The sequence below is a fragment of the Pseudomonas sp. MF7453 genome, from assembly GCF_016405455.1.
Classification (GTDB): Bacteria; Pseudomonadota; Gammaproteobacteria; order Pseudomonadales; family Pseudomonadaceae; genus Aquipseudomonas; species Aquipseudomonas paralactis.
The window spans coordinates 1-22,402 of the sequence record NZ_JAEKCN010000013.1 but is presented as its reverse complement, the minus strand read 5'-3'; the positions used below and the strand labels follow the sequence as shown (position 1 = coordinate 22,402).

The following is a 22,402-nucleotide window of genomic DNA, read 5'->3' as shown; positions in this document are numbered from 1 at the left end:
AACGGATGCTGGCCAAGCTGACCGCCTTCAATAACCGTCTCATGCCGGGCAGGAGCCTGGATGAACAGATGGACAATACGTTTATCCTTGCCCAACAACTGGGCTTCGATGCGCTGGTGTACGACTACACCCCGGTGCCCATCGACCTGGATGGCGCACTGATTACCCCCTCGGTGTTGCAACTGCGCAACACACCGCCCGACTGGCACGCCTTATGGTGCGGCGAAGGGTTTTACCAGATCGACCCGGTGCAACACCTGGCGTTGAGCACGGTATCGCCGTTTGTCTGGTCCTACGAAGCGAAAACCGAGACTGCCCTGCAAAAAATTATCGACCCGTGCCACGCCCCCGTTTCCTCGTACCTGCACGAACGTGAACTGACCTGCGGCGTCAGCGTGCCCATTCACTTGCCCCGGGGTGGCTTCGCATCACTGACCGGCCTGCGCACCGGCAAGGCACGCACGGTGTTGAAGGACGCACAACACACATTGGCCGACTTCAGCCTGATTACCCATGCCTTACAGGAAGCAGCTTACCCGCTGTTCAGCAAGGAGCTGCGCACCTATCCGCATATCCACCTGACCAAGCGCGAACGCGAATGCCTGAAATGGGCCGCCGACGGGCTGACCGCCGCCGAAATCGCCAAGAAACTCAGCCGTTCCCTGGCGGTAGTGACCCTGCACCTGGCTTCGGCCATGCATAAACTGGGGGCCAAGAACCGCGTCCAAGCGGTGGTGCGAGCGACCCATTACCGCTTGCTGGAAGCTTGAGTTTTCGTAAAAACCTAGCTGTTTTGCTAGTTACCTAAACTTTTTGTTCAGATTATCGTAACCCTGATCATTTTTTTCAGGGGGTACGAAATGGAATTCATCGAAAAAGTTCGCGAAGGCTACGCACCCTTTGGCGCCTACCAGACCTGGTATCGCGTCACCGGTGACCTGAGCACGGGCCGCACGCCGCTGGTGATCATCCACGGCGGCCCGGGCTGCACCCACGATTACGTCGATGCCTTCAAGGACGTGGCCGCCAGCGGCCACGCGGTGATCCACTATGACCAACTGGGCAATGGCCGTTCCACGCACCTGCCCCACAAAGATCCTTCGTTCTGGACCATCGGCCTGTTCCTCGACGAGCTGAACAACCTGCTGGACCACCTGCAAATCAGCGAGAACTACGCGATCCTCGGTCAATCCTGGGGCGGTATGCTGGGCAGCGAACACGCGATCTTGCAGCCCAAGGGCCTGCGCGCGTTCATCCCCGCCAATTCACCGACCTGTATGCGTACCTGGGCCAGCGAAGCCAATCGCCTGCGTAAGCTGCTGCCCGAAGGCGTGCACGAAACCCTGCTCAAACACGAACAGGCCGGTACCTACCAAGACCCGGAATACCTGGCGGCCTCGCGGATTTTCTATGACCAGCACGTGTGCCGAGTCAACCCATGGCCGGAAGAAGTGGCGCGCACTTTCGCCCAGGTCGATGCCGACCCGACGGTGTACCACGCCATGAGCGGCCCGACTGAATTCCACGTGATCGGCAGCTTGAAAGACTGGAACGTGATTGGCCGCCTGTCAGCCATCAAGGTGCCAACCCTGGTAATTTCCGGGCGGCATGACGAAGCCACGCCGCTGGTGGTCAAACCGTTCCTGGACGAGATCGCGGATGTGCGCTGGGCACTGTTTGAAGACTCCAGCCACATGCCCCATGTGGAAGAACGCCAGGCGTGTATGGGGACTGTGGTGAAGTTTTTGGATGAGGTGTGTTCGTTGCCGCACAAAGCCCTCAAGGCCGGCTGAAATCCGCCCTCTGTAGGAGCGAGCTTGCTCGCGAAAAACTCATCGACGCCGTGTTTATTCAGGAAGCACGCGTCATCGTTGACGTTTTTCGCGAGCAAGCTCGCTCCTACCTATTTAAACCTCAGTGGTTTCGGGTTTTGCGGCTTTCTTTGAGGTATCTGCTACCAACGGAATTTCCTTGCCCTCGGCATCAAACAACTTCCCACCCCGGTAGTAATCCCCATCGCGCAACGCGGCCACGTCGCGAAAGCACAAGCTGCGCTCAGTCCCCGCCACAAACACTGACTGCTGGTCCGAGTTGCCGGCGGTGAAGTGGTTGAATGCCAGGTTCAGCAATATCGCCATGATCGCCGACGAGCTGATGCCCGAGTGGAAGATGGTCGCGAACCAGCTGGGGAACTGATCGTAGAAGCTTGGTGCGGCGATGGGGATCATGCCGAAACCTATGGACGTGGCGACGATGATCAGGTTCATGTTGTTGCGGTAATCCACCTTCGACAGCGTGCGAATCCCGCTGGCTGCCACCGTGCCGAACAACACGATGCCCGCACCGCCCAGCACCGAAGTGGGCACCGCCGCGATCACCCGCCCCATAAAGGGCAACAGGCCCAGCACCACCAGAAACACCCCACCGGTCGCCACCACAAAGCGGCTCTTCACGCCGGTCACCGCCACCAGGCCAACGTTCTGGGCGAACGCGCTTTGGGTGAACGAACCGAAGATCGGCGCGAACATACTCGACAGCATGTCGGCGCGCAGGCCGTTGCCCAGGCGCTTGGAGTCCACCTTGGTGTCGATGATCTCGCCCACCGCGAGGATGTCCGCCGAGGTTTCCACCAGCGTCACCATCACCACGATGCACATGGAAATGATCGCCGCCACATGGAAGGTCGGCATACCGAAGTGGAACGGCGCAGGAAAGCCAAACATCGGCCCTTGCATGACGCCGGAGAAGTCAGCCATGCCAAGCAGCACGGCGATCACGGTGCCGATCACCATCGCCAGCAGGATCGACAAGCGCGAGATGGTGGCGCTGCCGATTTTGCTCAGCAGCAGCACCAGCACCAGGGTCAGGGCCGCCAGGCCGACATTCGACATACTGCCGAAATCCGCCGCCCGGCTGTTGCCGCCCATGGCCCAGCGCGCCGCCACGGGCATCAGCGTCAGACCGATGGTGGTGATCACGATGCCCGTCACCAGCGGCGGGAAGAACTTGGTGATGCGTGAAAACACCGGGGTGATCAACAGGCCAATCAACGACGCGGCCATCACCGCACCGAGAATCGCCGGGATCCCCCCTGCACCGTCGCTACCGACAATCGCCACCATGGTCGCCACACCTGCGAACGACACGCCCTGCACCAGTGGCAACTGACAGCCAAAGAACGGCAGGCCAAGGGTTTGCAACAACGTGGCCAGGCCACCGGCGAACAACGACGCGGCGATCAACAGGCCGATATCCGCCGGCGACAACCCGGCTGCCTGGCCGACGATCAACGGCACGGCGACGATGCCGCCGTACATGGTGAGCACATGCTGCAGGCCGTAAGCCATGTTGGCGGCAACGCCCAGATTTTCATCTTCGGGCCGCTGTGGTGACGCCTTCGGGATAGTCATGGTGAGGGGTTCTCTGTTTTTGTTGTGCGCTCACTGTATGCAATGTTCAGACTGTATGTCCATAGAGTTGTATACAATCAATCGAACAAGATACCCTCCAGCAGCGTTACAAAAACAATTCGGCCGTTATGAGCCAGAACGCCAAAGGACAAAAATAATGAAAAAGGCACTACAGGGCGCAACCGTTGCATTGACCCTTCTGGGCGGTGGCGAGGCTGTCGCGGTGGAATGGATGAACAACAGCGTCGGGTTTCGCTACGGCCAGCACTTCACCAATCCGAACAACCCCGACGATTTCAGCAAGCGCATCTACAGCTTCACCCACGCCAGCGGCTACCGCTACGGCAGCAACTTTCTCAACCTCGATGTGTTCCTGTCCGACAGCCGCGACCCACGCAAGGGCACCGACCATGGCGGCAGCGAGGTGTATGCGGTTTACCGGCACCAGCTGTACGCCTCGCGAGTGTTCGATCTGACGCCGGGTACCGGATTGATCAAGGATTACGCCCTGACCCTGGGTTTCGACGCCAACCGCAACAACAACTTCGCCTCAGCCAAAAAACGCGCGCTGGTGATCGGCCCGACCTTGAAGTTCAACACCGTCGGCGTGCTGGACCTGAGCCTGATGTACTACAAGGAAAAGAACCACACCGGCATTCCCGGCGCCCAAGAGTCGAACCACACCTTCGACGACACCTACATGCTCAACCTGACGTGGATGCGCCCGTTCGAAGTCGGCAACCATGCGGCGAAATTCCAGGGGTTTATCAATTACGTCGGGGAGAAAGGCGAGGATTACCATGGCCGCGATACGGCAGCGGAGGCCTTGATGCGCACGGCGCTGATGGTGGCGGTGCGACCGGGTAAAAGCGTCAAGCCGAACCTTTACCTGGGGGTGGGTTATGAGTACTGGCACAACAAGTTCGGCGTGGACGGCGGCCGTGGCAGTCGCACCTCAACACCGACGCTGAACATGGAAGTGACGTTCTAACTGAAGAGCCTCACTTCAAATGTGGGAGCTGGCTTGCCTGCTCCCACATTTTGATCGTATTGTCAGATCAGGCGCTGGCCAGTTCGGAAGCGTTGCCCTTCGGCCGTGCCAGCCAATACCCCAATACCGCCAACGGCGCCGTCGCCAGCATCACAATCACCGTGATCAACAGCGGTTGCTCGATCATCGACGACACCAGCAGGCTGGCCAGAAAGCACAGACCCAACTGCAGGGTATTTTGCAGAGCCGCCGCCTTGCCGGAGTTTTCCGCAAACGGCATCAGCGCATTCGCCACCACGATCGGGTAGCTGGCGCCGTTGCACAGCGCCATCAGGCAGAACGGAATCAACAAGGTGGTCAGGGTCGGCACGCTCAAAGTGGCCACCAGGTACAGCGCCACCATGCTCAGGCAATACGCCGCCAGCAACCACGGCAACAGGGTCTTGCCCGCCAGGTGCTGCAATGCGCTGCGGCAACTGTAGCCGCCAACCAAAAACGCCAGGGTCGGCAGTACGTAGCTCAGGCCAATGTCGTTCGGGCTGTAGCCCATGCCGCCAAGGATGAACGGCGAGGCCGTGAGCCAAGCGAAGAAGCTGGCCGAACAGGCGGCGAAGATCATCACGTTGCCGGTGAACACCCGGGAGGTGAGCAACTGCCCGTACCCCAGGCGCCTGGGTCCACCCTTGTGCTCCCCACGTTTGGGCACGCTGCGCAGCAATAAGGTCGGCAACAGCAGCAACAGCGACACCACCAGCAACACGCCGAAGATCGCCTGCCAACCAAAGTGATTCAACACCATGGCTCCCAACAGCGGTGCGAGGGCCGGGGACAGCGACATCAACGGCATGATGCTGGCAAACACCCGATGGGCCTTGTCGGCCGGGTAGCGGTCAATCACCAATGCCTGCCAGCTCACGGCCGCGGCACACACGCCAATCGCTTGTATAAACCGGAGCGCCAGCAGTTGCGGAGCGGTCTCGACCCAGAACATGCCCAGGCAACCGAGCACAAACAGGCTCAGGCCCGCGAGCAGGATCGGCTTGCGCCCCAGGCGGTCCGAGAGCGGCCCCCACACCAACTGCCCCAGCGCAAAGCCGGCGAGAAAAACACTCAAGCTGGCGCCCACCGCACCAGCACCAATATTCAACTGCTCGCCCATGGCGCCAAACGCCGGCAAGTACATGTCCATGGCCAGATAGCCGAGCATGCTCAGCCCCGCCAGGTACCAGGTAAAACCAAAAGAATTTTTCATCGAAGCCTTGTAGACACTGCCATCAAACTATTTGCTGACTGGCACCCATTATGAAGCTGACAATATCTGTGTGAAGCGATAATAATTGGACACTCTCATCAATAATTTTGAAGGCAACGCGTATGTGGTCGGAATATTCCCTGGACGTGGTCGACGCCGTCGCTCGTCACGGCAGCTTCAGCGCCGCCGCCCAGGAACTGCACCGCGTACCGTCGGCCATCAGTTACACCGTACGCCAGCTCGAAGAATGGCTGGCCGTGCCCTTGTTTGTACGCAGGCATCGCGATGTGGAGCTGACCCCCGCCGGCCGCCTGTTTATCGACGAGGCCCGCAGCGTGATGAAAAAAATGCTCGGCACCCGGCGCTTGTGCCAACAGGTAGCCAATGGTTGGAGCGGTCAGTTGAAGGTGGCGGTGGACTCCATCGTCAAACCGCAACGTTGCCGCCAACTGGTGCTGGACTTCTATCGGCAGTTTCCCGAAGTGGAATTGCTGCTCGAATACGAGGTGTACAACGGCGTATGGGACGCGCTGGCCGATGAGCGCACCGACATCGTGATCGGCGCCACCAGCGCGGTGCCGGTGGCCAGCCACTTCAGCTTCCGCGATATGGGCCTGCTGAACTGGTTGTGTGTGGTCAGTACCCGGCATCCATTGGCGACGGTAGAAGGCTTGCTCAGTGATGACCAACTGCGCCCCTTCGCCTCGCTGTGCATGACCGACACCTCGCGCAATCTGCCCAAGCGTGACACCTGGACCCTGGATAACCAGCGCCGCCTGGTGGTGCCCAACTGGGCTTCGGCGTTGGATTGCCTGCGCGATGGGCTGTGTGTGGGAATGGCGCCGGCCCATCAGGTGTTGCCATGGATCGAGCGCGGTGAGCTGGTGGCGCTGCAACTGAGCCGACCATTTCCGGCCAGCCCGTCGTGTGTGGCGTGGGCGCAGAGCAAGCTGTCGCCGGCCATGGCGTGGTTGTTGGAGTACCTGGGGGATACAGAGACCCTCAACCAGGAATGGTTGAATGGCCCTTCCCCCTGACCCCCTGTAGGAGCGAGCTTGCTCGCGAAAAACGTCAACGATAACGCGTGCTTGCTGAATGAACGCAGCGTCTGTGCGTCTTTCGCGAGCAAGCTCGCTCCTACAGTAGTTCGGGGTTGATCCCTCCCACATTTTGATGGAATTTCAGTCCAGTAATCGGGTGATGGCTCGTACGATCATCTCCACTTCCTTGCGCTCCAGCGTCAGTGGCGGCAACAGGCGAATGATCTTGCCCCGCGTGACGTTGATCAACAATCCGTGCTCCTGGGCGGCACGCTGAGCCAGGTCGCGGTATGGGCTGGCCAGTTCAATCCCAACCATCAAGCCCTTGCCACGAATCGCCCGCACATGCGGGTGCCCGTCCAGCTCCATGCGCAAGCGTGCCAGCAAGTGTTCGCCCTGGTGTGCGGCGTTCTGCAACAAACCTTGCTGCTCGATGATCTCCAGCACCGTACACCCGACGCGACACGCCAGCGGGTTGCCGCCAAAGGTGCTGCCATGGCTGCCTGGGGTGAACAGTTCGGCGACGGCGGCGCGAGCCAGGCAGGCGCCGATGGGCACGCCATTGCCCAGGCCTTTGGCCAGGGTCATCACGTCGGGCAGGATGCCTTCGTGCTGGAAGGCAAACCAGGCGCCGGTGCGCCCGATGCCGGTCTGGATTTCGTCGAGCATCATCAGCCAGCCGTGGCGCGTGCAGTGGTCGCGCAAGGCTTTCAGGTAACCCGCTGGCGTCACCAACACACCACTTTCGCCCTGGATCGGCTCAAGCAACACGGCGGCGATGCGCGTGCCGAACTGCGCAGTGATCGCCTCCAACGCCTGCATATCGCCGAACCCCACCTTGATGAAATCCCCCGGCAGGCGCTGAAAGCCCAGGCGCACCGACGGCCCGTCGCTGGCGGCCATGGTGCCCAGCGTGCGGCCGTGGAAGGCGTTTTCCATCACCACCACCAACGGCTGTTCAATGCCTTTTTTCCAGCCGTGCAAGCGCGCCAGTTTCAGGGCTGTCTCGTTGGCCTCGGCGCCGGAGTTGTTGAAGAATGCGCGATCCAGCCCGGACAGTTGCGCCAGGCGCTGGGCCAGCCGTTGTTGCCAGTCGATGCTGTAGAGGTTGGACGTATGCAGCAGCAAACCGGCTTGTTCGCTGATAGCTGCCACCAGCCTGGGGTGGGAATGGCCGACATTGGTCACCGCCACTCCGGCGACAGCGTCCAGGTATTCGCGGCCCTGCTGGTCCCACAGGCGCGTGCCCAGGCCACGGGTGAAACTCAGGGCCAGGGGTTGATAGGTGCTCATCAGGCAGGCGGCGGTCATGGTAGCGGCTCCAGTGCATCGTTGCGGTGATGGAAGTATCGTTAACCACCTGCGCTGGATAAACTGCGAATATCTGCAATGACTTTAAAGCAGGGCTTGATAATGGATCTGTTCCAGGCAATGTCGGTCTACGTGAAAGTGGTCGAAACCGGCAGCATGACCGCCGCTGCTCAGGAATGCGGGATGTCGACCACCATGGTGGGCAACCACCTGCGGGCGCTGGAGCAACGGCTGGGGGTGAGCTTGCTCAAACGCACCACGCGTAAACAGAACCTGACCGAATTTGGCGGGCAGTATTATCAGCGCTGTCTGGAAGTGCTGGGGCTGGTGGCGGACTCCGAGCTGCTGGCCGAGCAGATCCACAGTGAAGCCCCTAAAGGCAGCCTGCGCATCACCGCGCCTCCTGTGTTCGGCACCGAACGTCTGGTGCCGGCGTTAAGCGAGTTTTCCCAGCGCTACCCGCTTATCGACCTGTACGTAGTGCTGAGCAACGAACGAATGGACCTGGTCGACAGCGGCTTCGACGTGGCGATCCGTCTCGGTGAACTGGAGACCTCCAGCCTGATCGCCCGGCCCATGCAGCCTTACACCCTCACCCTCTGCGCGTCGCCTGCCTACCTGGCGCGACGCGGCACGCCGCAGACCCCGGAGGACCTGCAACAACATGACTGCCTGGCCTTCGCCTACCCTGCGAACGACAACTGGCGTGACACCGACAAACTGTGGCGCATGAGCGGCGATGGCGGCGAGGTGGAGGTTCCGGTGGCGGGCTCGTTGACCATCAACAGCTCCCAAGGCTTGCGCCAGGCGGCCGTCAACGGCATGGGCATCACGATGCTGGCCGACGCCCTGGTGCAAGCGGACCTGGAGAGCGGCAAGCTGGTGGCCCTGTTAACCACCTATAAATTGCCCAGCCGCCCGATGCACCTGCTGTATCGCCATGACCGTTACCGCTTGCCCAAGCTGCGGGCATTTGTCGATTTTGTCATGGAGAAGTGGGCACATTAAAAACCACGCCCAACGCCCGCAACCGCGCGGCGGTGGCCTCGGCCGATACGTGATGAATGCCCTGCCAGCCCAAGGCGACGGCAGCCTCGGTGTTGCCGGCAACATCATCAATAAACACCACCTCACTCGGTTTTATATCCGGCAGATGAGCGCGGATCTGATTGAGGCTGGCGTGGTAGATCGCCGGGTCAGGCTTGATCAACTTCAATTCGCCGGACACGACGATGTTGCGAAAGCGCTGCAGGAACGGATAGTTCGCTCGGGCGTAGGGGAAGGTTTCAGCCGACCAGTTGGTGAGCCCGAACAGCGGCATATCGGCCTGGTGCAACGCTTCTAGAATCGCCACGCCGTCAGGTAACTCACCGCGCAGCATCTCGTGCCAGCGCTCGTAGTAAGCCTGAATCAAGGGTTCGTGATCGGGATGCAGAGCAATCAGGGTGCGGGTGGCTTCGGCCAACGTACGACCGGCATCCTGCTCGGTGTTCCAGGCCTGGGTGCAGATGTTATCGAGGAACCACTGCCGCTGCGCCTCATCGGCGATCAGCTTGCGGTACAGGTGCTGCGGGCTCCAGTCGAACAGAACACCGCCGAAATCAAAAACTACTGCACGAATCGTCATCAGATCCTCCGTTAGCGTGGCTTGATAGCTGCTGGAGTCTGACAGATCTGAAAGAGGGAGGCGCCCGCAGGAGCGTAAGAAGTATCTGAAAAAGACGCGGATCAAATGTGGGAGGGGGCTTGCCCCCGATAGCAGGGTGTCAGCCACTGAAGATAGTGACTGATACACCGCCATCGGGAGCAAGCCCCCTCCCACATTTTTAACCGCGTCGACTTAGGCTTGGATCAGGCCGTTGATTTTGACGGTCGGGTTCACATCCGCGTCGTAATCAACGCCGTCGACCTCAAAGCCAAACAAGCGCAGGAACTCAGCCTTGTAACCGGCAAAATCGCTGATCTCGTTGACGTTGTCATCGGTGACCTGGTTCCACAGCGCAGCCACGGCGTCCTGAACCTTGGGTTCGAGCTCGGCCAGGTCGGCGCGCAGGCGGCCGTCGGCGTCGAGTTTCGGCTCGCTGCCGTACAGGCTGTCCTTGAACAGGCCATAGACCTGCTCGATGCAGCCTTCGTGGGTGCCCTGCTCTTTCATCACTTTGAACAGCAGCGACAGGTACAGCGGCATGATCGGGATCGCCGAGCTGGCCTGGGTCACCACCGCCTTGAGCACCGACACCCGGGCGTCGCCCTTGAGCGCAGCGAGGTTTTCGCGCAGGGTCAAAACTTTCTTGTCCAGGTCTTTCTTGGCTTCGCCGATGGAGCCGTTCCAGTAGATGTCCTGGGTCAGCTTCTCACCCAGGTAGGTGAACGCGGTGGTCTTGGCGCCTTCGGCCAATACATCGGCGTCACGCAGGGCGTCGATCCACAGCTGCCAGTCTTCGCCGCCCATGACCTTCACGGTACCGTCGATTTCTTCCTGGGTCGCAGGCTCAAGCGTGGTGTCGACCACCACGCCCTTGTCGGTGTTGATCCCGCGCAGAGTCACGGCCTTGCCGATTGGCTTGAGGGTGGAGTTGTGTACCACGCCTTGCGGGTCGGTACGGCGTGGGGCGGCCAGGCTGTAGACCACCAGGTCGATCTTGCCCAGGTCTTTCTTGATGGTTTCGATGGTCAGGCGCTTGATCTCGTCGGAGAACGCGTCGCCGTTGATGCTCTTGGCGTACAGGCCTTTTTCCACAGCAAACTTCTCGAACGCCGCGCTGTTGTACCAGCCGGCGGAGCTCAGTTTGCCTTCTTCGCCTTCTTTCTCAAAAAACACGCCCAGGGTGTCGGCGCCGCAGCCAAACGCAGCACTGATGCGCGCGGCCAGGCCGTAGCCGGTGGAGGCACCGAGGACCAGTACCTTTTTAGGGCCGCCTTCGATGACGCCGTTTTTGGTTACGTAGTCGATCTGCTCTTTGACGTTCGCTTCACAGCCAACAGGGTGAGCGGTCACACAGATAAAGCCACGAACCCGCGGTTTGATGATCATAAAAATTTCTGCCTCTTCCAAGGTGCCGAAGGCCAATAGTGGCCATTCAACTTCAATCGTACCGGTCTATGACGCCTGAAAAACCGAAGCGTCACGATAGTCGCAAATCTTCTGTTCTCAAAATTCAATCCACAACGCTCCGGACTCGTCCCTGCCGGGCGTTAAAAATTGTGCACAGGCTTCACAATTTTCGAACCATTTAAAACGCCTGCGCGGCCCGTAAAGTCCTATCATGACGATATTGTTTCATTATGTTTCAAAGTTGGAGCCATGTTTCATGAGCAAAAGTGCTGTCGGCAAAAAGCTGGTGTCCCTCGCCTGGGTAGTCGGCGTGTTGCTATTGATTGGCTGTTTTCCGCGAACCTGCCTGGTGTTTCTGCTGCTGGTGGTGGTGTGCGGTGTCTACGATTTCTTGCGCAATGGCCTCTACGACCGCGACACCTTCAAGAAATACTTCATCGGCAACGGTCGCAATACCTGGGTGCTGGCGCCGTTCAACACCCTGCTCGACCTGCTGAGCAGCCGCAACCAGCATGTCTATACCCTGCACGACTTGCCCCCCGCGTGGCGCCAAGACCTGCAACAGGTGATCGACGACGCCATGGCCCGCAAGGATGAAATCATCGGTTACCTGGACGAACGCATGGCCGAGAAGAAACGCGGCATGTTGTTCTTCCAGTGGTACGGTCGCCCGATCGAAACCACCCTGGATATCCCGCAGTTGCGCAAAAAACTGCCATTTGTGAAGACCATCGGTGTCTCGGTGTTCAACGAAAACCGCTCGACCTCGTTCCACTTCGGCCCCCTGCGCATGATGTTCCGTGTGCTCTACAACATGGCCCCGGCGCCCCACCATGAAGGCGTGTATATCCAGGTGGGCAAGCACAAGCACTACTGGCATGACGACCCGCTGTTTATCTTCGATGACACGCTGATGCATGCGTCCTTCAACAAAAACGACGCCAAGCGCTACTGCCTGTTCATCGACATCGTGCGCCCGACGATGCTGCCGTCGGTGCTCAACGCCGTGATCGCAGGCTTTGCCGGGCTGGTCTTTACCCTGCGTCGGGTTTTCTACAAAAACTGGAAGCTGATTCAGTAAGTTCTGCGGCATGATGGTGTTGGACGGTATTTGCGCTGGGCCTTGCGCCTGAGGTAAATAACCGTCTCGTGCGACCTTAATTGGCGCTCACCCTTCTCAAGCCATCGCCCCCAAGCAAGCGCGGTGGCTATGCTTTCAAGGAATCAGAATGCCCCAACGTCAAGTCATCAACGCCTCCGTCAGCCCCAAGGGCAGCCTCGAAACCCTGTCCCAACGTGAAGTGCAGCAACTGAGCGAAGCCGGTACCGGCAGCATCTACACCCTGTTCCGCCAATGCGCCCTGGCGATTCTCAACACCGGCGCGCATATCGACAACGCCAAGACCATCCTCGACGCCTACAAAGACTTTGAAGTGCGCATCCATCAGCAAGACCGCGGCGTACGTCTGGAACTGCTCAACGCCCCAGCCGATGCCTTTGTCGATGGCGAAATGATCGCCAGCACCCGCGAAATGCTGTTCAGCGCCCTGCGCGACATCGTCTACACCGAGAACGAGCTGGACAGCCAGCGTATCGACCTGAGCAACTCCCAGGGCATCACCGACTACGTGTTCCACCTGCTGCGCAACGCCCGTACGCTGCGCCCGGGTGTGGAGCCCAAGATCGTGGTGTGCTGGGGCGGCCATTCGATCAACACCGAAGAATACAAATACACCAAGAAAGTCGGGCACGAACTGGGCCTGCGCAGCCTCGACGTGTGCACCGGTTGCGGCCCAGGCGTGATGAAAGGCCCAATGAAGGGCGCGACCATTTCCCACGCCAAGCAACGCATCACCAATGGCCGTTACCTGGGCTTGACCGAGCCAGGCATCATCGCCGCCGAAGCGCCGAACCCGATCGTCAATGAGCTGGTGATTTTGCCGGACATCGAAAAACGCCTGGAAGCCTTCGTGCGCGTCGGCCACGGCATCATCATCTTCCCCGGCGGCGCCGGCACCGCGGAAGAATTTTTGTACCTGCTGGGCATCCTGATGCACCCCGATAACCGCGACGTGCCGTTCCCGGTGGTGTTGACCGGGCCCAAACACGCCGCGCCTTACCTGGAACAGCTGCACGCATTCGTCGGCGCCACACTCGGCGAAGCGGCGCAGCAGCATTATCAGATCATCATCGACGACCCGGCCGAAGTGGCCCGCCAGATGACGACCGGCCTCAAGGCGGTGAAGCAATTCCGCCGCGAGCGTAATGACGCGTTCCACTTCAACTGGCTGCTGAAAATCGACGAAGGCTTCCAGCGCCCGTTCGACCCTACCCACGAAAACATGGCCAGCCTGCAACTGAGCCACGCGCTGCCGCCCCATGAATTGGCGGCCAACCTGCGCCGGGCGTTCTCCGGGATCGTGGCGGGTAACGTCAAAGACAAAGGTATTCGCCTGATCGAAGAAAACGGCCCGTATGAGATTCACGGCGACCCGGCGATCATGAAACCGTTGGATGAATTATTGAAGGCGTTCGTGGCCCAGCACCGCATGAAACTGCCGGGCGGCGCGGCGTATGTGCCGTGCTATCGCGTGGTGCAGTAAGCCAGCGGCGGTCGGTCATAGTTTGTATTCGTTTGGGACATGGCACGGCGTGTGAGGAACAAGAGTTCGGACTAGGGTTTTACTATTCCGACTCATTCACCTCAGCGAGCGACCTATGGACCAACGGATATTGTCCTCCGTCATTCCTTACCCTAAGGTAAGGAATATCACGATGGAGATCTTCACTATGGCCACCGCCACACTCACTTCAAAAGGGCAAATCACTATCCCTGTGCAGGTCAGGACAGCCCTGGGCCTGGAAACAGGCGACCGGGTGGAATTCGTCGAAATGGAAGACGGCAAGTTTTCCATGATTGCCGCCAGCAAAACCGTCAGGGACCTCAAGGGGTTGATCCGCAAACCCGCTCATGCCGTGTCTATCGAAGACATGAACCGCGCCATCGCGGCCCAGGGAGCAAGCGCTGGATGATCGGCCTGGATACCAATGTGCTGGTGCGTTATGTGACCCAGGATGACCCGGTCCAATCCGCCAAGGCGTCCCAACTGATCGAATCGCTCACCGCCGCCTCACCCGGTTTCGTCAGCCTGGTGACGCTGACGGAACTGGTGTGGGTGTTGCAGTCCTGCTACCAGTCGGCCAAAAGCGACGTGGTGACGGTGCTGGAGACCTTGCTGCACACACGGGAACTGACCGTCGAGCACGCCGATGTCATCTGGCAGGCCTTGCGCAAGTTCACCGCAAGCAAAGCCGACTTTGCCGACTGCCTGGTTGAACGCTGTGGCCATGCGGCCGGTTGCGAGTACACCGCCACCTTTGATCTGAACGCGGCCAAGGCAGCGGGGATGAAACGGCTCGGCTAGCCCGCCTTGTTTGTGTAGGAGCGAGCTTGCTCGCGAAAAACTCACAGGCACCGCGTGCAACCTGAATGCCCGCGTAACCGTTGACGTTTTCGCGAGCAAGCTCGCTCCTACAGAGAAGAGGGAGAGGAGGTTTGGTCAGCGTATCCAGCCACCGACCTGCCAATGGTAGCCATCACTACGCTGCACCCAGTGCGGGTGTACATAACGATACCCCTGGCGCACCGGCTCCCAATGGCCGTGCACCGCCACATAGCGCCCGCCTTCCCAGCGCCAGTAACCGCGTGACCAGATATAACCCTCGCGTACCGCCGGTTCGACTTCGATCACCTGCACCGGTGGCGGCTGCGGCGCCACCACCTCAACATACTCACGTTGCACCGGCCTGCGCTCATGCACAACACGCTCTTGCACACATCCGGAAGCCGCGACCACCATGGCGGCCAATGCTGCATAACGTAGCAACATACAAAACCCTCGGGCGCGAACGCCCCACACCTGCATCAGAAAGAAATCCTTCCTTTGTTGCAGCCGGGCCCTGCTTGGGCCTGGGTTATTTTTAACAGGAGATGTCTGTCGGGTTGCTGAACCTGCCAGCCTCAGTAAGTACAGGCGACAGTCGGTCGCTTCAGGCGCACCAGCACCAACCCCGCCACGACCACGGCAATGCCCGTGTAGGTCGATGCGTGGATCACATCGCCAAACATCAACGCCGCCCACACCAACGTCACCGGCGGCTCCAGGTACACCAGCGCCGCCACATGGGTCGCCGTCATCACCCGCAGCAGCATCCACAGGCTCAAATAGGCGAGGAAGGTGGAGAACACCGTCAGCCACACAATCGAGATCAGTACGTTGGTGTCATGGGGAATACTCAGGGTGTCGGTGTAGATCACGGCCGCGGTAAAACCTATCAAGGTCAACAGCGACTGGATAAACAGCGGCAATACCAACCCGCTGTCCTGGGCCTGCACCGAGCGACGCTCGTACAAAGTCGCCAGTGTCAGCCCAAGTGCCGACACCAGAGGCAAGAGATACATGACCAGCCCGACACCCTGCCCGCCACCGCCATACTGCCCGGCAATCACAATCGACACACCGACAAAGCCGATCATCAACCCCAACCACTGCCAGCCGCCACTGCGCTCGGACGCCATGCCCGTCGACAATGCCGCTGTCATCAACGGCTGCAACGCCGCAATGATCGCCGCGATCCCGGGCGGTAGACCGTTCTGGATCGCCACGTAGAGGCAGCTCAAATACAGGAACTGCGACAGGAACCCGACAACTGCGTGATGACGAATCTGCTGCCAGGAAACCCTCAGCAACCGTCTGTTCAAAAACACTGCCAGGCATAACGAAACCAACAAAAAACGCCAGAACAAAAGGTTGAAGGCTCCAGCACTCTGCGCGCCTAACTTGGCACCTATAAAGCCGGAACTCCAGGACAGGACAAAGACGACCTGAAGCAGTAACAACCGCGTGTAGCCGATACGAGCCGTCATCGTGCCCCCTGCAACTGCAACGGCACGAGTTCGCCAAACGTGATGGGGTCAATCCCCAAACGCCGATATTGCTCGCTGGCGGGTCGCACCAGGTCACGCTTGAGCTGGAACCACGGCTTGATGGTACGCAGCACGCCATCGTCGGATGCCAAGTGCCAGAACTTATTGACATCCGCCTGACTGTAAGGACAGTGAAACGACAACACCAACGACATGCGCCGGCCTTGAGTGAGTGGGCGTACGCCATGAAACACTCGACTGCCGTAGATATACACCGCATCGCCACTGGCTTTCACACCACAGCTTCGCACGTCGTCATTGAGGCTTGCGACATCAAAGCGCTCCACAGGGCCCTCAAAATAAACGAACTCTCCACCTTCGTACTCGCTGGGCTCAGACAGCATTATGTTCAGCACAAAGCTGGTTCCATCGGTATGCCACATACCGATCTGTGCCCTATCGTGCAGAGCCTGGGGCGGGTAGAAGTAATTGACCTGGGAACGGGCGCGCAAGAAAGGGTGCGGAACCAGCGGCACACCTGCAATTTTTGACACCGCCAGCAGGAACGCCCGACTGTCCATCATCTCCCGGATAAGTGTCGATGACCGCGTTGCCGCACGGGTACGGTTAGAGATAATCCAGTCGCTGGTGCTGGACCCCGCCTCCAGCTGATAACACGCTCGCCTCAACTCGGCGATGCCCTGCTTATTGAACAGCCCCGAGACCTGAGCCACTGCCGTCAACTGCTCGGGCTGGGCAATTACTAGTGGCGACCTCATGTACCCCAGGTTCGCTAAGCTGCGATGACCTGTGAGGCATGGGCCATCACTGCGCAAATAACTGTCACTCCAGTGTTGCAACGTGTCGAGCAGGGCCCCGGGATGCTTACATCGAGATGCGGGAACCAGTGATGCTTGCAGGGCTGACTTCAGGTGACCGGCTCCCCGAAGTGATACCAAATATCGAGCACCATATTTCATATCTATCTGACTCCATGCTTTGTCACTCACAATGGATGCCAGCAAAAGCCGTACGCTCTCACTGGCACTTGCCGTGATATATCGAAGTTCATCAATGCCACAGGCGCCATCCATCATTAGGTCACCCTAGACAGGTGCCACTTGCTCCAATGCCTTATCAACCAACAACAAACCTTGCTCGGTCATCTGCTGAATCCCGAGAGCAAGCCCCCTGTGAGCGCCTTCAAGCTCAAATGCCAGGTTGGATATCAAATTATTAACGGATGAGAACGTCTCAGCAGCGCTAGCCAGAAGTGTTTCGGTATCCACATCAGAAGAAACCGAAAAGAGACTAAGCTTTGATCGAGCCGCCGTAGCGGAGTTGTCTGCTTTCGTACTTCGAGAACGGTTGGGTTTTGTCTTATCCATAGCGCAGTTCCTTTCGCAGTTTTGATCACACAGCGCCGTGATGACGCCGGCTAAATAAAAGGCTAGGCTGCGAGCATGATTTTGTATATTTGAATAATCTGCACAACTAATCCCAAAAAGAAGAATCATGAGCAAGCAACTCAATATCGATCTGCTTCGAACCTTTCATGCGGTCGCCCGCTTCCGTCGCTTCAATGAAGCAGCGAGCCATGTGCATCGGAGCGCTTCGACCGTTACGACGCAGATTCAAAAGCTGGAAGACTTAGTCGGCCAACGCCTGTTCAGCCGGAGTAACCAAGGTGTTGAGCTGACGATGTATGGCAAGAAACTACTCAGCGAAACCACCGACTTTCTCAAGAGCCACGACCGCTTACTGGCCTCCTTAACCCCCCAGCGCATGCAAGGAAGGATTCGCCTGGGGCTTCACGATTCTTATGCGCCGGCTTTCATGCGCGACTTCCTGCCGCAGCTTATCGCTGACAATCCCTTGCTTGAGTTGGAAATAGAAGCCAGATCCAGTGGCGAACTGTTCACCATGTTCAGCCGGGAACAGATTGATTTGGCATTGATCGTCAGTGCTCAGCCGTTGGAGCAAGGAGAACAGTTGGGTTCGATACAGCCTGTATGGGTTGTTTCCGACCAATTCAAAACACCCGAACAGGCGCCGCTACCCATCGCAGTGCAATTGACCGGTTGCCCCTATCGAGCCTCAGCGATACGAGCGCTGAAAGAGCATGGAGCCTACTATCGAGTCCTGCTGGAAAGTGCCAGTTCTACTGCGGTAGAAGCCGCAGTGTTCTGCGGATTGGCCGTTGGACTGATTGAAGAAAGTCGAATAACAGTTGGGTTGACTCAAAATATCCCCGGCGTTCGCCTACCTGAATTGCCGCGCCACCACATCTACTTGTTGTCCGATAGCGCAAACCATTTGGCGCTTCATCTGCATGAACAACTCAAAAAGGGGTTCACCCTCTGAATACACACAAAAAAGCCCGCTGACCGTCACCGGTTCAGCGGGCTTTTTCGTGGGTGTTGCTTACAGCGCCAGATCAGACGCCGGCTTGCTTGGCTCAGCCGCAGGCTTGGCAGCCTCGGTAGCCTGTGGAGCAGCCAGTTGCGGGATCGCTGGCGGTGGTGTCAGTTGCAGCACACCGGCAGTGTAGGCCCATTCCTTGGCAACAGCTTCAGGGCTGTCGTTCAGCTTGGTGCCGTAGCTTGGCACGATCTGGTGCAGTTTTTCCTGCCAGGCTGGGCTGGCTACTTTGTCCTTGAACACCTTTTGCAGCACGGTCAGCATGATCGGAGCCGCGGTGGACGCGCCTGGCGATGCACCCAACAGGCCTGCGATGGTGTTGTCGGCAGAGCTGACCACTTCGGTACCCAGCTTCAGCACGCCGCCTTGCTCTTCATCACGCTTGATGATCTGCACGCGCTGGCCGGCTTGCCACAGGCGCCAGTCGGACTGCTTGGCGTTCGGGAAGTACTCTTGCAGCGCCTTGAAACGGTCATCATCAGACAGCATCAGTTGGCCGGCGAGGTACTCGACCAGTGGGTATTCACGAATACCGACTTTGGTCATAGGCCAGATGTTGTGGGTGGTGGTGCTGGTCAGCAGGTCCAGGTACGAGCCTTCTTTCAGGAACTTGGTCGAGAAGGTGGCGAATGGGCCAAACAGAATCACGCGCTTGCCGTCCAGCACGCGGGTGTCCAGGTGCGGAACCGACATCGGTGGCGAACCTACCGAAGCCTTGCCGTAGGCCTTGGCCAGGTGCTGCTCGGCGATGGTCGGGTTCTCGGTCACCAGGAACGAACCACCCACCGGGAAGCCTGCGTATTCCTTGGCTTCAGGAATGCCCGACTTCTGCAGCAGGTGCAGGGCACCGCCGCCGGCGCCGATGAACACGAACTTGGCGTCGGTTTCAGTCTTGGTGCCGTCTTTGAGGTTTTTGTAGCTCACACGCCACGAACCGTCGTCGTTGCGGGTGATGTCCTGCACTTCGCTCGACAGCTTCAAGTCAAACTTCGGCGTGGTTTGCAGGTGAGCGACGAACTGGCGGGTGATCTCGCCGAAATTCACGTCGGTACCGATCGGGCTCCAGGTGGCCGCGATTTTCTGGCTCGGGTCACGCCCTTCCATCATCAACGGAACCCACTTGGCGATTTGCGCCGGGTCTTCGGAGTACTGCATGCCAGCGAACAGCGGGCTGGCCTTCAGGGCTTCGTAGCGTTTTTTCAGGAACTTGATGTTGTCATCGCCCCACACAAAACTCATGTGCGGAGTGGAGTTGATGAACGAACGCGGGTTCTTCAACACGCCCTGCTGAACCTGCCAGGACCAGAACTGACGGGAGATCTGGAACGCTTCGTTGATCTCGACCGCTTTCGGGATCTCAACGTTGCCGTTCTTGTCTTCCGGGGTGTAGTTCAGCTCAGCCAAGGCCGAGTGACCGGTACCGGCGTTGTTCCAGCCGTTGGAGCTTTCTTCGGCCACGCCATCGAGGCGCTCGACCATCTCCATGGACCAGTCCGGCTCCAGCTCATTGAGCCAGACACCCAAGGTTGCACTCATGATGCCGCCGCCGATCAGCAGCACATCGACTTTCTTTGCCTCTTCCGCGTGAACGGACGTGATCCCCATCGACAAAGCCAGCCCCAGCAGGGCAGTGTTTACTTTTTTAAACATCAGTAGCACCTATGATAAAACGCCATCCGCCCTACCGCCCCCGATCATGAGTAACCCTCGTTCACGCTACGTCAGGCAACGTAGCGCGGGGTCTGCACAGTCACATAAAGGCTGCAGGGTGGGCACACAAGGCCGATGGATCGACCTCACTGTTATGTCCCTTCTGCGCTGACTTCTTATCATTATTGGCTTCAGCTACCTGGGCGACAGCCAACCGCTGGGACGTATACGGGTGTACGCACCAAGGAAAGACTAGCCCAAGACGGCGCGCAGAATATCACGCTAAACAGCGTTTATGCGCCGTTTGGCCAATTGACAGGCCCAAATCGCGGCTTTTAATGCGTTCCTGTCAAGCCTGGCAGCCGCGACCTGCGGTCACAGGCGTGGAACTCTGCCGAAAATGGCGGTTCTAGACACCTTCGTCGCGGCTTGCGTAGCATCGGCGACGTCCTTCGTGCACACCCTCCACACAGAGTTACCCATGACAATCCAGCAAACACCCGGGCAGGTACTGCCCGCGCGCAGCGCCGTCAAAATGGAAGCGGCCATGGCCGTGGGCGCCTTCGCGATCGGCACCGGCGAATTCGCCATCATGGGCCTGATGCCCGACATCGCCCAGAACCTGGGCCTGAGCGAACCCCAGGTGGGCCACGCCATCAGCGCCTACGCCTTGGGCGTGATGGTCGGCGCCCCGCTGCTGGCCATCCTCGGCGCCAAGCTGCTGCGCAAACACATGCTGCTGTTGCTGATGGGCCTGTACGCCCTGGGCAACTTCGCCACCGCCTTCACCCCGACCTTCGGCTCGTTGGTGGCCTTCCGCTTTATCAGCGGCCTGCCCCACGGCGCCTACTTCGGCATCGCCGCCGTGGTCGCCTCCAGCATGGTGCCCACCGACAAACGCGCCGGCGCCGTGGCCCGCGTAATGATGGGCCTGACCCTGGCCATGCTGCTCGGCAACCCCATTGCCACCTTCCTCGGCCAACACCTGGGCTGGCGCTCGGCGTTCGCCCTGGTCAGCGTGATCGCCCTGCTCACCATCGCCCTGGTCTGGCAATTCGTGCCCCACCGCCACGACGAACAACGCAGCGACCCACGCAAAGAACTGCGCGCCTTCACCAAACCCCAGGTCTGGATGGCCCTGTCCATCGGCGCGATTGGCTTTGCCGGGATGTTCTGCGTATTCAGCTACCTGGCGCCGACCATGCTGGAAGTGACCAAGGTCTCGCCGCAATGGATCCCCTTCGGCCTCGCCGCCTTTGGCGTGGGCGGCATCATCGGCAACATTGCCGGTGGCAAGCTGTTTGATCGCATGCAGTTTCGGGCGGTGGGTTTGATATTGGTATGGTCGATGGCCGTGCTGCTGTTCTTCCCCTTCGCCGCCTCGTCGCTGTGGGGCGTGCTGCTGAGCATGGGGTTGGTGGGCACCATGGTCGCATTGGCGGCGCCGTTGCAGATTCGGTTGATGGACATCGCACACGAAGCGCCGAGCTTGGCGGCGGCGTCGAACCATGCGGCGTTTAACCTGGCGAATGCGCTGGGGCCGTGGTTTGGGGGGATCGCGATTACGGCGGGGTTGGGGTGGACCAGTACCGGCTACATCGGTGCTGCTACAGCGCTGGTGGGCCTGGGTCTCTACCTGATTGCGCGGCGGATGAAAGGCGGCCATTAACGGCTCGCCTAATACCGATCAGCTAAGCGAAAGCAGTGGGTCAGTTATAGATTCTGTGACTGACATGCCGCCTTCGCGAGCAAGCCCGCTCCCACAGGTATCTGGGCCGGGCGCTGATTTTGTGGGCGATACATGGCCAATGTGGGAGCTGGCTTGCCTGCGATAGCGGCGTATCAGTGACAGATGAATTAACTGACTCACCGCCATCGCGAGCAAGCCCTCTCCCACAGGGATCCGAGCCGGGCGCTGATTCTGCGAGCGATACATGGCCAATGTGGGAGCTGGCTTGCCTGCGATAGCGGTATATCAGTGACAGATGAGTTAACTGACCCACCGCCATCGCGAGCAAGCCCTCTCCCACAGGGATCCGAGCCGGGCGCTGATTCTGCGAGCGATACATGGCTAATGTGGGAGCTGGCTTGCCTGCGATAGCGGTGTATCAGTGACAGATGAGTTAACTGACCCACCGCCATCGCGAGCAAGCCCTCTCCCACAGGGATCCGAGCCGGGCGCTGATTCTGCGAGCAATACATGGCCAATGTGGGAGCGGGCTTGCCTGCGATAGCGGTATATCAGTGACAGATGAGTTAACTGACCCACCGCCATCGCGAGCAAGCCCTCTCCCACAGGGATCCGAGCCGGGCGCTGATTCTGCGAGCGATACATGGCTAATGTG

The 22,402-nt window shown here is 59.3% G+C and carries 21 protein-coding genes; 11 read left to right on the top strand and 10 right to left on the bottom strand.

The window, feature by feature from the left end; all coding sequences use genetic code 11:
* The first annotated feature begins 5 nt into the window (after window positions 1-5).
* Window positions 6-770: a LuxR family transcriptional regulator gene (locus tag JFT63_RS20115; protein ID WP_198844668.1), complete on the top strand. Its 765-nt coding sequence runs from the start codon at window positions 6-8 to the stop codon at window positions 768-770.
* Window positions 771-860: 90 nt separating this feature from the next.
* A complete protein-coding gene (locus tag JFT63_RS20110; protein WP_198844605.1) occupies window positions 861-1,793 on the top strand; it encodes a proline iminopeptidase-family hydrolase in 933 nt (310 codons plus the stop codon).
* A 114-nt stretch (window positions 1,794-1,907) separates the two neighbouring features.
* On the opposite strand, the gene JFT63_RS20105 is transcribed toward JFT63_RS20110, so the two are convergent.
* Window positions 1,908-3,410: a nucleobase:cation symporter-2 family protein gene (locus JFT63_RS20105; protein ID WP_198844604.1), complete on the bottom strand. Its 1,503-nt coding sequence runs from the start codon at window positions 3,408-3,410 to the stop codon at window positions 1,908-1,910.
* A 157-nt stretch (window positions 3,411-3,567) separates the two neighbouring features.
* Between JFT63_RS20105 and JFT63_RS20100 the strand changes: the two genes are divergently transcribed.
* Window positions 3,568-4,401, top strand: a complete 834-nt coding sequence (locus tag JFT63_RS20100; protein ID WP_198844603.1) for a nucleoside-binding protein — start codon at window positions 3,568-3,570, stop codon at window positions 4,399-4,401.
* Window positions 4,402-4,468: 67 nt separating this feature from the next.
* On the opposite strand, the gene punC is transcribed toward JFT63_RS20100, so the two are convergent.
* Entirely contained in the window at window positions 4,469-5,653 is a 1,185-nt protein-coding gene (punC, locus tag JFT63_RS20095; protein ID WP_198844602.1) for a purine nucleoside transporter PunC, read from the bottom strand.
* Window positions 5,654-5,775: 122 nt separating this feature from the next.
* On the opposite strand from punC, the gene punR reads away from it, so the two are divergent.
* On the top strand, window positions 5,776-6,690 hold the full coding sequence (gene punR / locus JFT63_RS20090; RefSeq protein ID WP_057703844.1) for a DNA-binding transcriptional activator PunR: 915 nt from the start codon (window positions 5,776-5,778) through the stop codon (window positions 6,688-6,690).
* A 144-nt stretch (window positions 6,691-6,834) separates the two neighbouring features.
* Here the strand turns inward: punR and JFT63_RS20085 are convergent, their stop codons facing one another.
* Complete coding sequence (locus tag JFT63_RS20085) at window positions 6,835-8,004, bottom strand: aspartate aminotransferase family protein (protein ID WP_198706509.1); 1,170 nt, start codon at window positions 8,002-8,004, stop codon at window positions 6,835-6,837.
* A 102-nt stretch (window positions 8,005-8,106) separates the two neighbouring features.
* Between JFT63_RS20085 and JFT63_RS20080 the strand changes: the two genes are divergently transcribed.
* A complete protein-coding gene (locus tag JFT63_RS20080; protein ID WP_057704521.1) occupies window positions 8,107-9,012 on the top strand; it encodes a LysR family transcriptional regulator in 906 nt (301 codons plus the stop codon).
* Here JFT63_RS20080 and JFT63_RS20075 read toward each other — a convergent pair.
* Entirely contained in the window at window positions 8,990-9,631 is a 642-nt protein-coding gene (locus JFT63_RS20075; RefSeq protein WP_198844601.1) for an HAD family hydrolase, read from the bottom strand. The genes JFT63_RS20080 and JFT63_RS20075 overlap by 23 nt on opposite strands.
* A 213-nt stretch (window positions 9,632-9,844) precedes the next feature.
* Entirely contained in the window at window positions 9,845-11,038 is a 1,194-nt protein-coding gene (gene fabV, locus JFT63_RS20070) for an enoyl-ACP reductase FabV (RefSeq protein WP_032902674.1), read from the bottom strand.
* Between the two features lie 277 nt (window positions 11,039-11,315).
* Between fabV and JFT63_RS20065 the strand changes: the two genes are divergently transcribed.
* The 4 genes from JFT63_RS20065 (at window position 11,316) to JFT63_RS20050 (ending at window position 14,484) form a co-directional block, all read left to right on the top strand.
* Complete coding sequence (locus JFT63_RS20065) at window positions 11,316-12,140, top strand: aspartyl/asparaginyl beta-hydroxylase domain-containing protein (RefSeq protein WP_057704523.1); 825 nt, start codon at window positions 11,316-11,318, stop codon at window positions 12,138-12,140.
* 148 nt (window positions 12,141-12,288) lie between these two features.
* Entirely contained in the window at window positions 12,289-13,662 is a 1,374-nt protein-coding gene (gene ppnN, locus JFT63_RS20060) for a nucleotide 5'-monophosphate nucleosidase PpnN (protein ID WP_198844600.1), read from the top strand.
* Between the two features lie 172 nt (window positions 13,663-13,834).
* Entirely contained in the window at window positions 13,835-14,092 is a 258-nt protein-coding gene (locus JFT63_RS20055; RefSeq protein WP_057704525.1) for an AbrB/MazE/SpoVT family DNA-binding domain-containing protein, read from the top strand.
* On the top strand, window positions 14,089-14,484 hold the full coding sequence (locus JFT63_RS20050) for a PIN domain-containing protein (protein ID WP_057704526.1): 396 nt from the start codon (window positions 14,089-14,091) through the stop codon (window positions 14,482-14,484). The genes JFT63_RS20055 and JFT63_RS20050 overlap by 4 nt, the downstream gene beginning before the upstream one ends.
* 135 nt (window positions 14,485-14,619) lie before the next feature.
* Here the strand turns inward: JFT63_RS20050 and JFT63_RS20045 are convergent, their stop codons facing one another.
* From JFT63_RS20045 to JFT63_RS20030, 4 genes are all read right to left on the bottom strand, one after another.
* The gene (locus tag JFT63_RS20045; RefSeq protein ID WP_044272937.1) at window positions 14,620-14,949 is read right to left on the bottom strand and encodes a YXWGXW repeat-containing protein; all 330 of its coding nucleotides are present in this window, start codon (window positions 14,947-14,949) and stop codon (window positions 14,620-14,622) included.
* Between the two features lie 131 nt (window positions 14,950-15,080).
* Window positions 15,081-15,986, bottom strand: coding sequence for a DMT family transporter (locus JFT63_RS20040; RefSeq protein WP_198844599.1), 906 nt, complete (start codon window positions 15,984-15,986; stop codon window positions 15,081-15,083).
* Window positions 15,983-16,765 (bottom strand): 2OG-Fe(II) oxygenase, encoded by a 783-nt coding sequence (locus JFT63_RS20035; protein ID WP_233102361.1) that lies wholly within the window; start codon window positions 16,763-16,765, stop codon window positions 15,983-15,985. The genes JFT63_RS20040 and JFT63_RS20035 overlap by 4 nt, the downstream gene beginning before the upstream one ends.
* Window positions 16,766-17,092: 327 nt before the next feature.
* Window positions 17,093-17,374, bottom strand: coding sequence for a DUF6124 family protein (locus JFT63_RS20030; protein WP_198844598.1), 282 nt, complete (start codon window positions 17,372-17,374; stop codon window positions 17,093-17,095).
* Between the two features lie 127 nt (window positions 17,375-17,501).
* Here JFT63_RS20030 and JFT63_RS20025 point away from each other — a divergent pair, with 127 nt between their 5' ends.
* Window positions 17,502-18,350 carry a LysR family transcriptional regulator gene (locus JFT63_RS20025; protein ID WP_198844597.1) on the top strand — a complete coding sequence of 283 codons (849 nt, stop codon included), beginning with the start codon at window positions 17,502-17,504 and terminating at the stop codon, window positions 18,348-18,350.
* Between the two features lie 60 nt (window positions 18,351-18,410).
* Here JFT63_RS20025 and mqo read toward each other — a convergent pair whose 3' ends face one another.
* The gene (mqo, locus tag JFT63_RS20020) at window positions 18,411-20,057 is read right to left on the bottom strand and encodes a malate dehydrogenase (quinone) (protein ID WP_197881568.1); all 1,647 of its coding nucleotides are present in this window, start codon (window positions 20,055-20,057) and stop codon (window positions 18,411-18,413) included.
* A gap of 481 nt (window positions 20,058-20,538) precedes the next feature.
* On the opposite strand from mqo, the gene JFT63_RS20015 reads away from it, so the two are divergent.
* A complete protein-coding gene (locus JFT63_RS20015; RefSeq protein ID WP_198844596.1) occupies window positions 20,539-21,726 on the top strand; it encodes an MFS transporter in 1,188 nt (395 codons plus the stop codon).
* Window positions 21,727-22,402 lie beyond the last annotated feature (676 nt).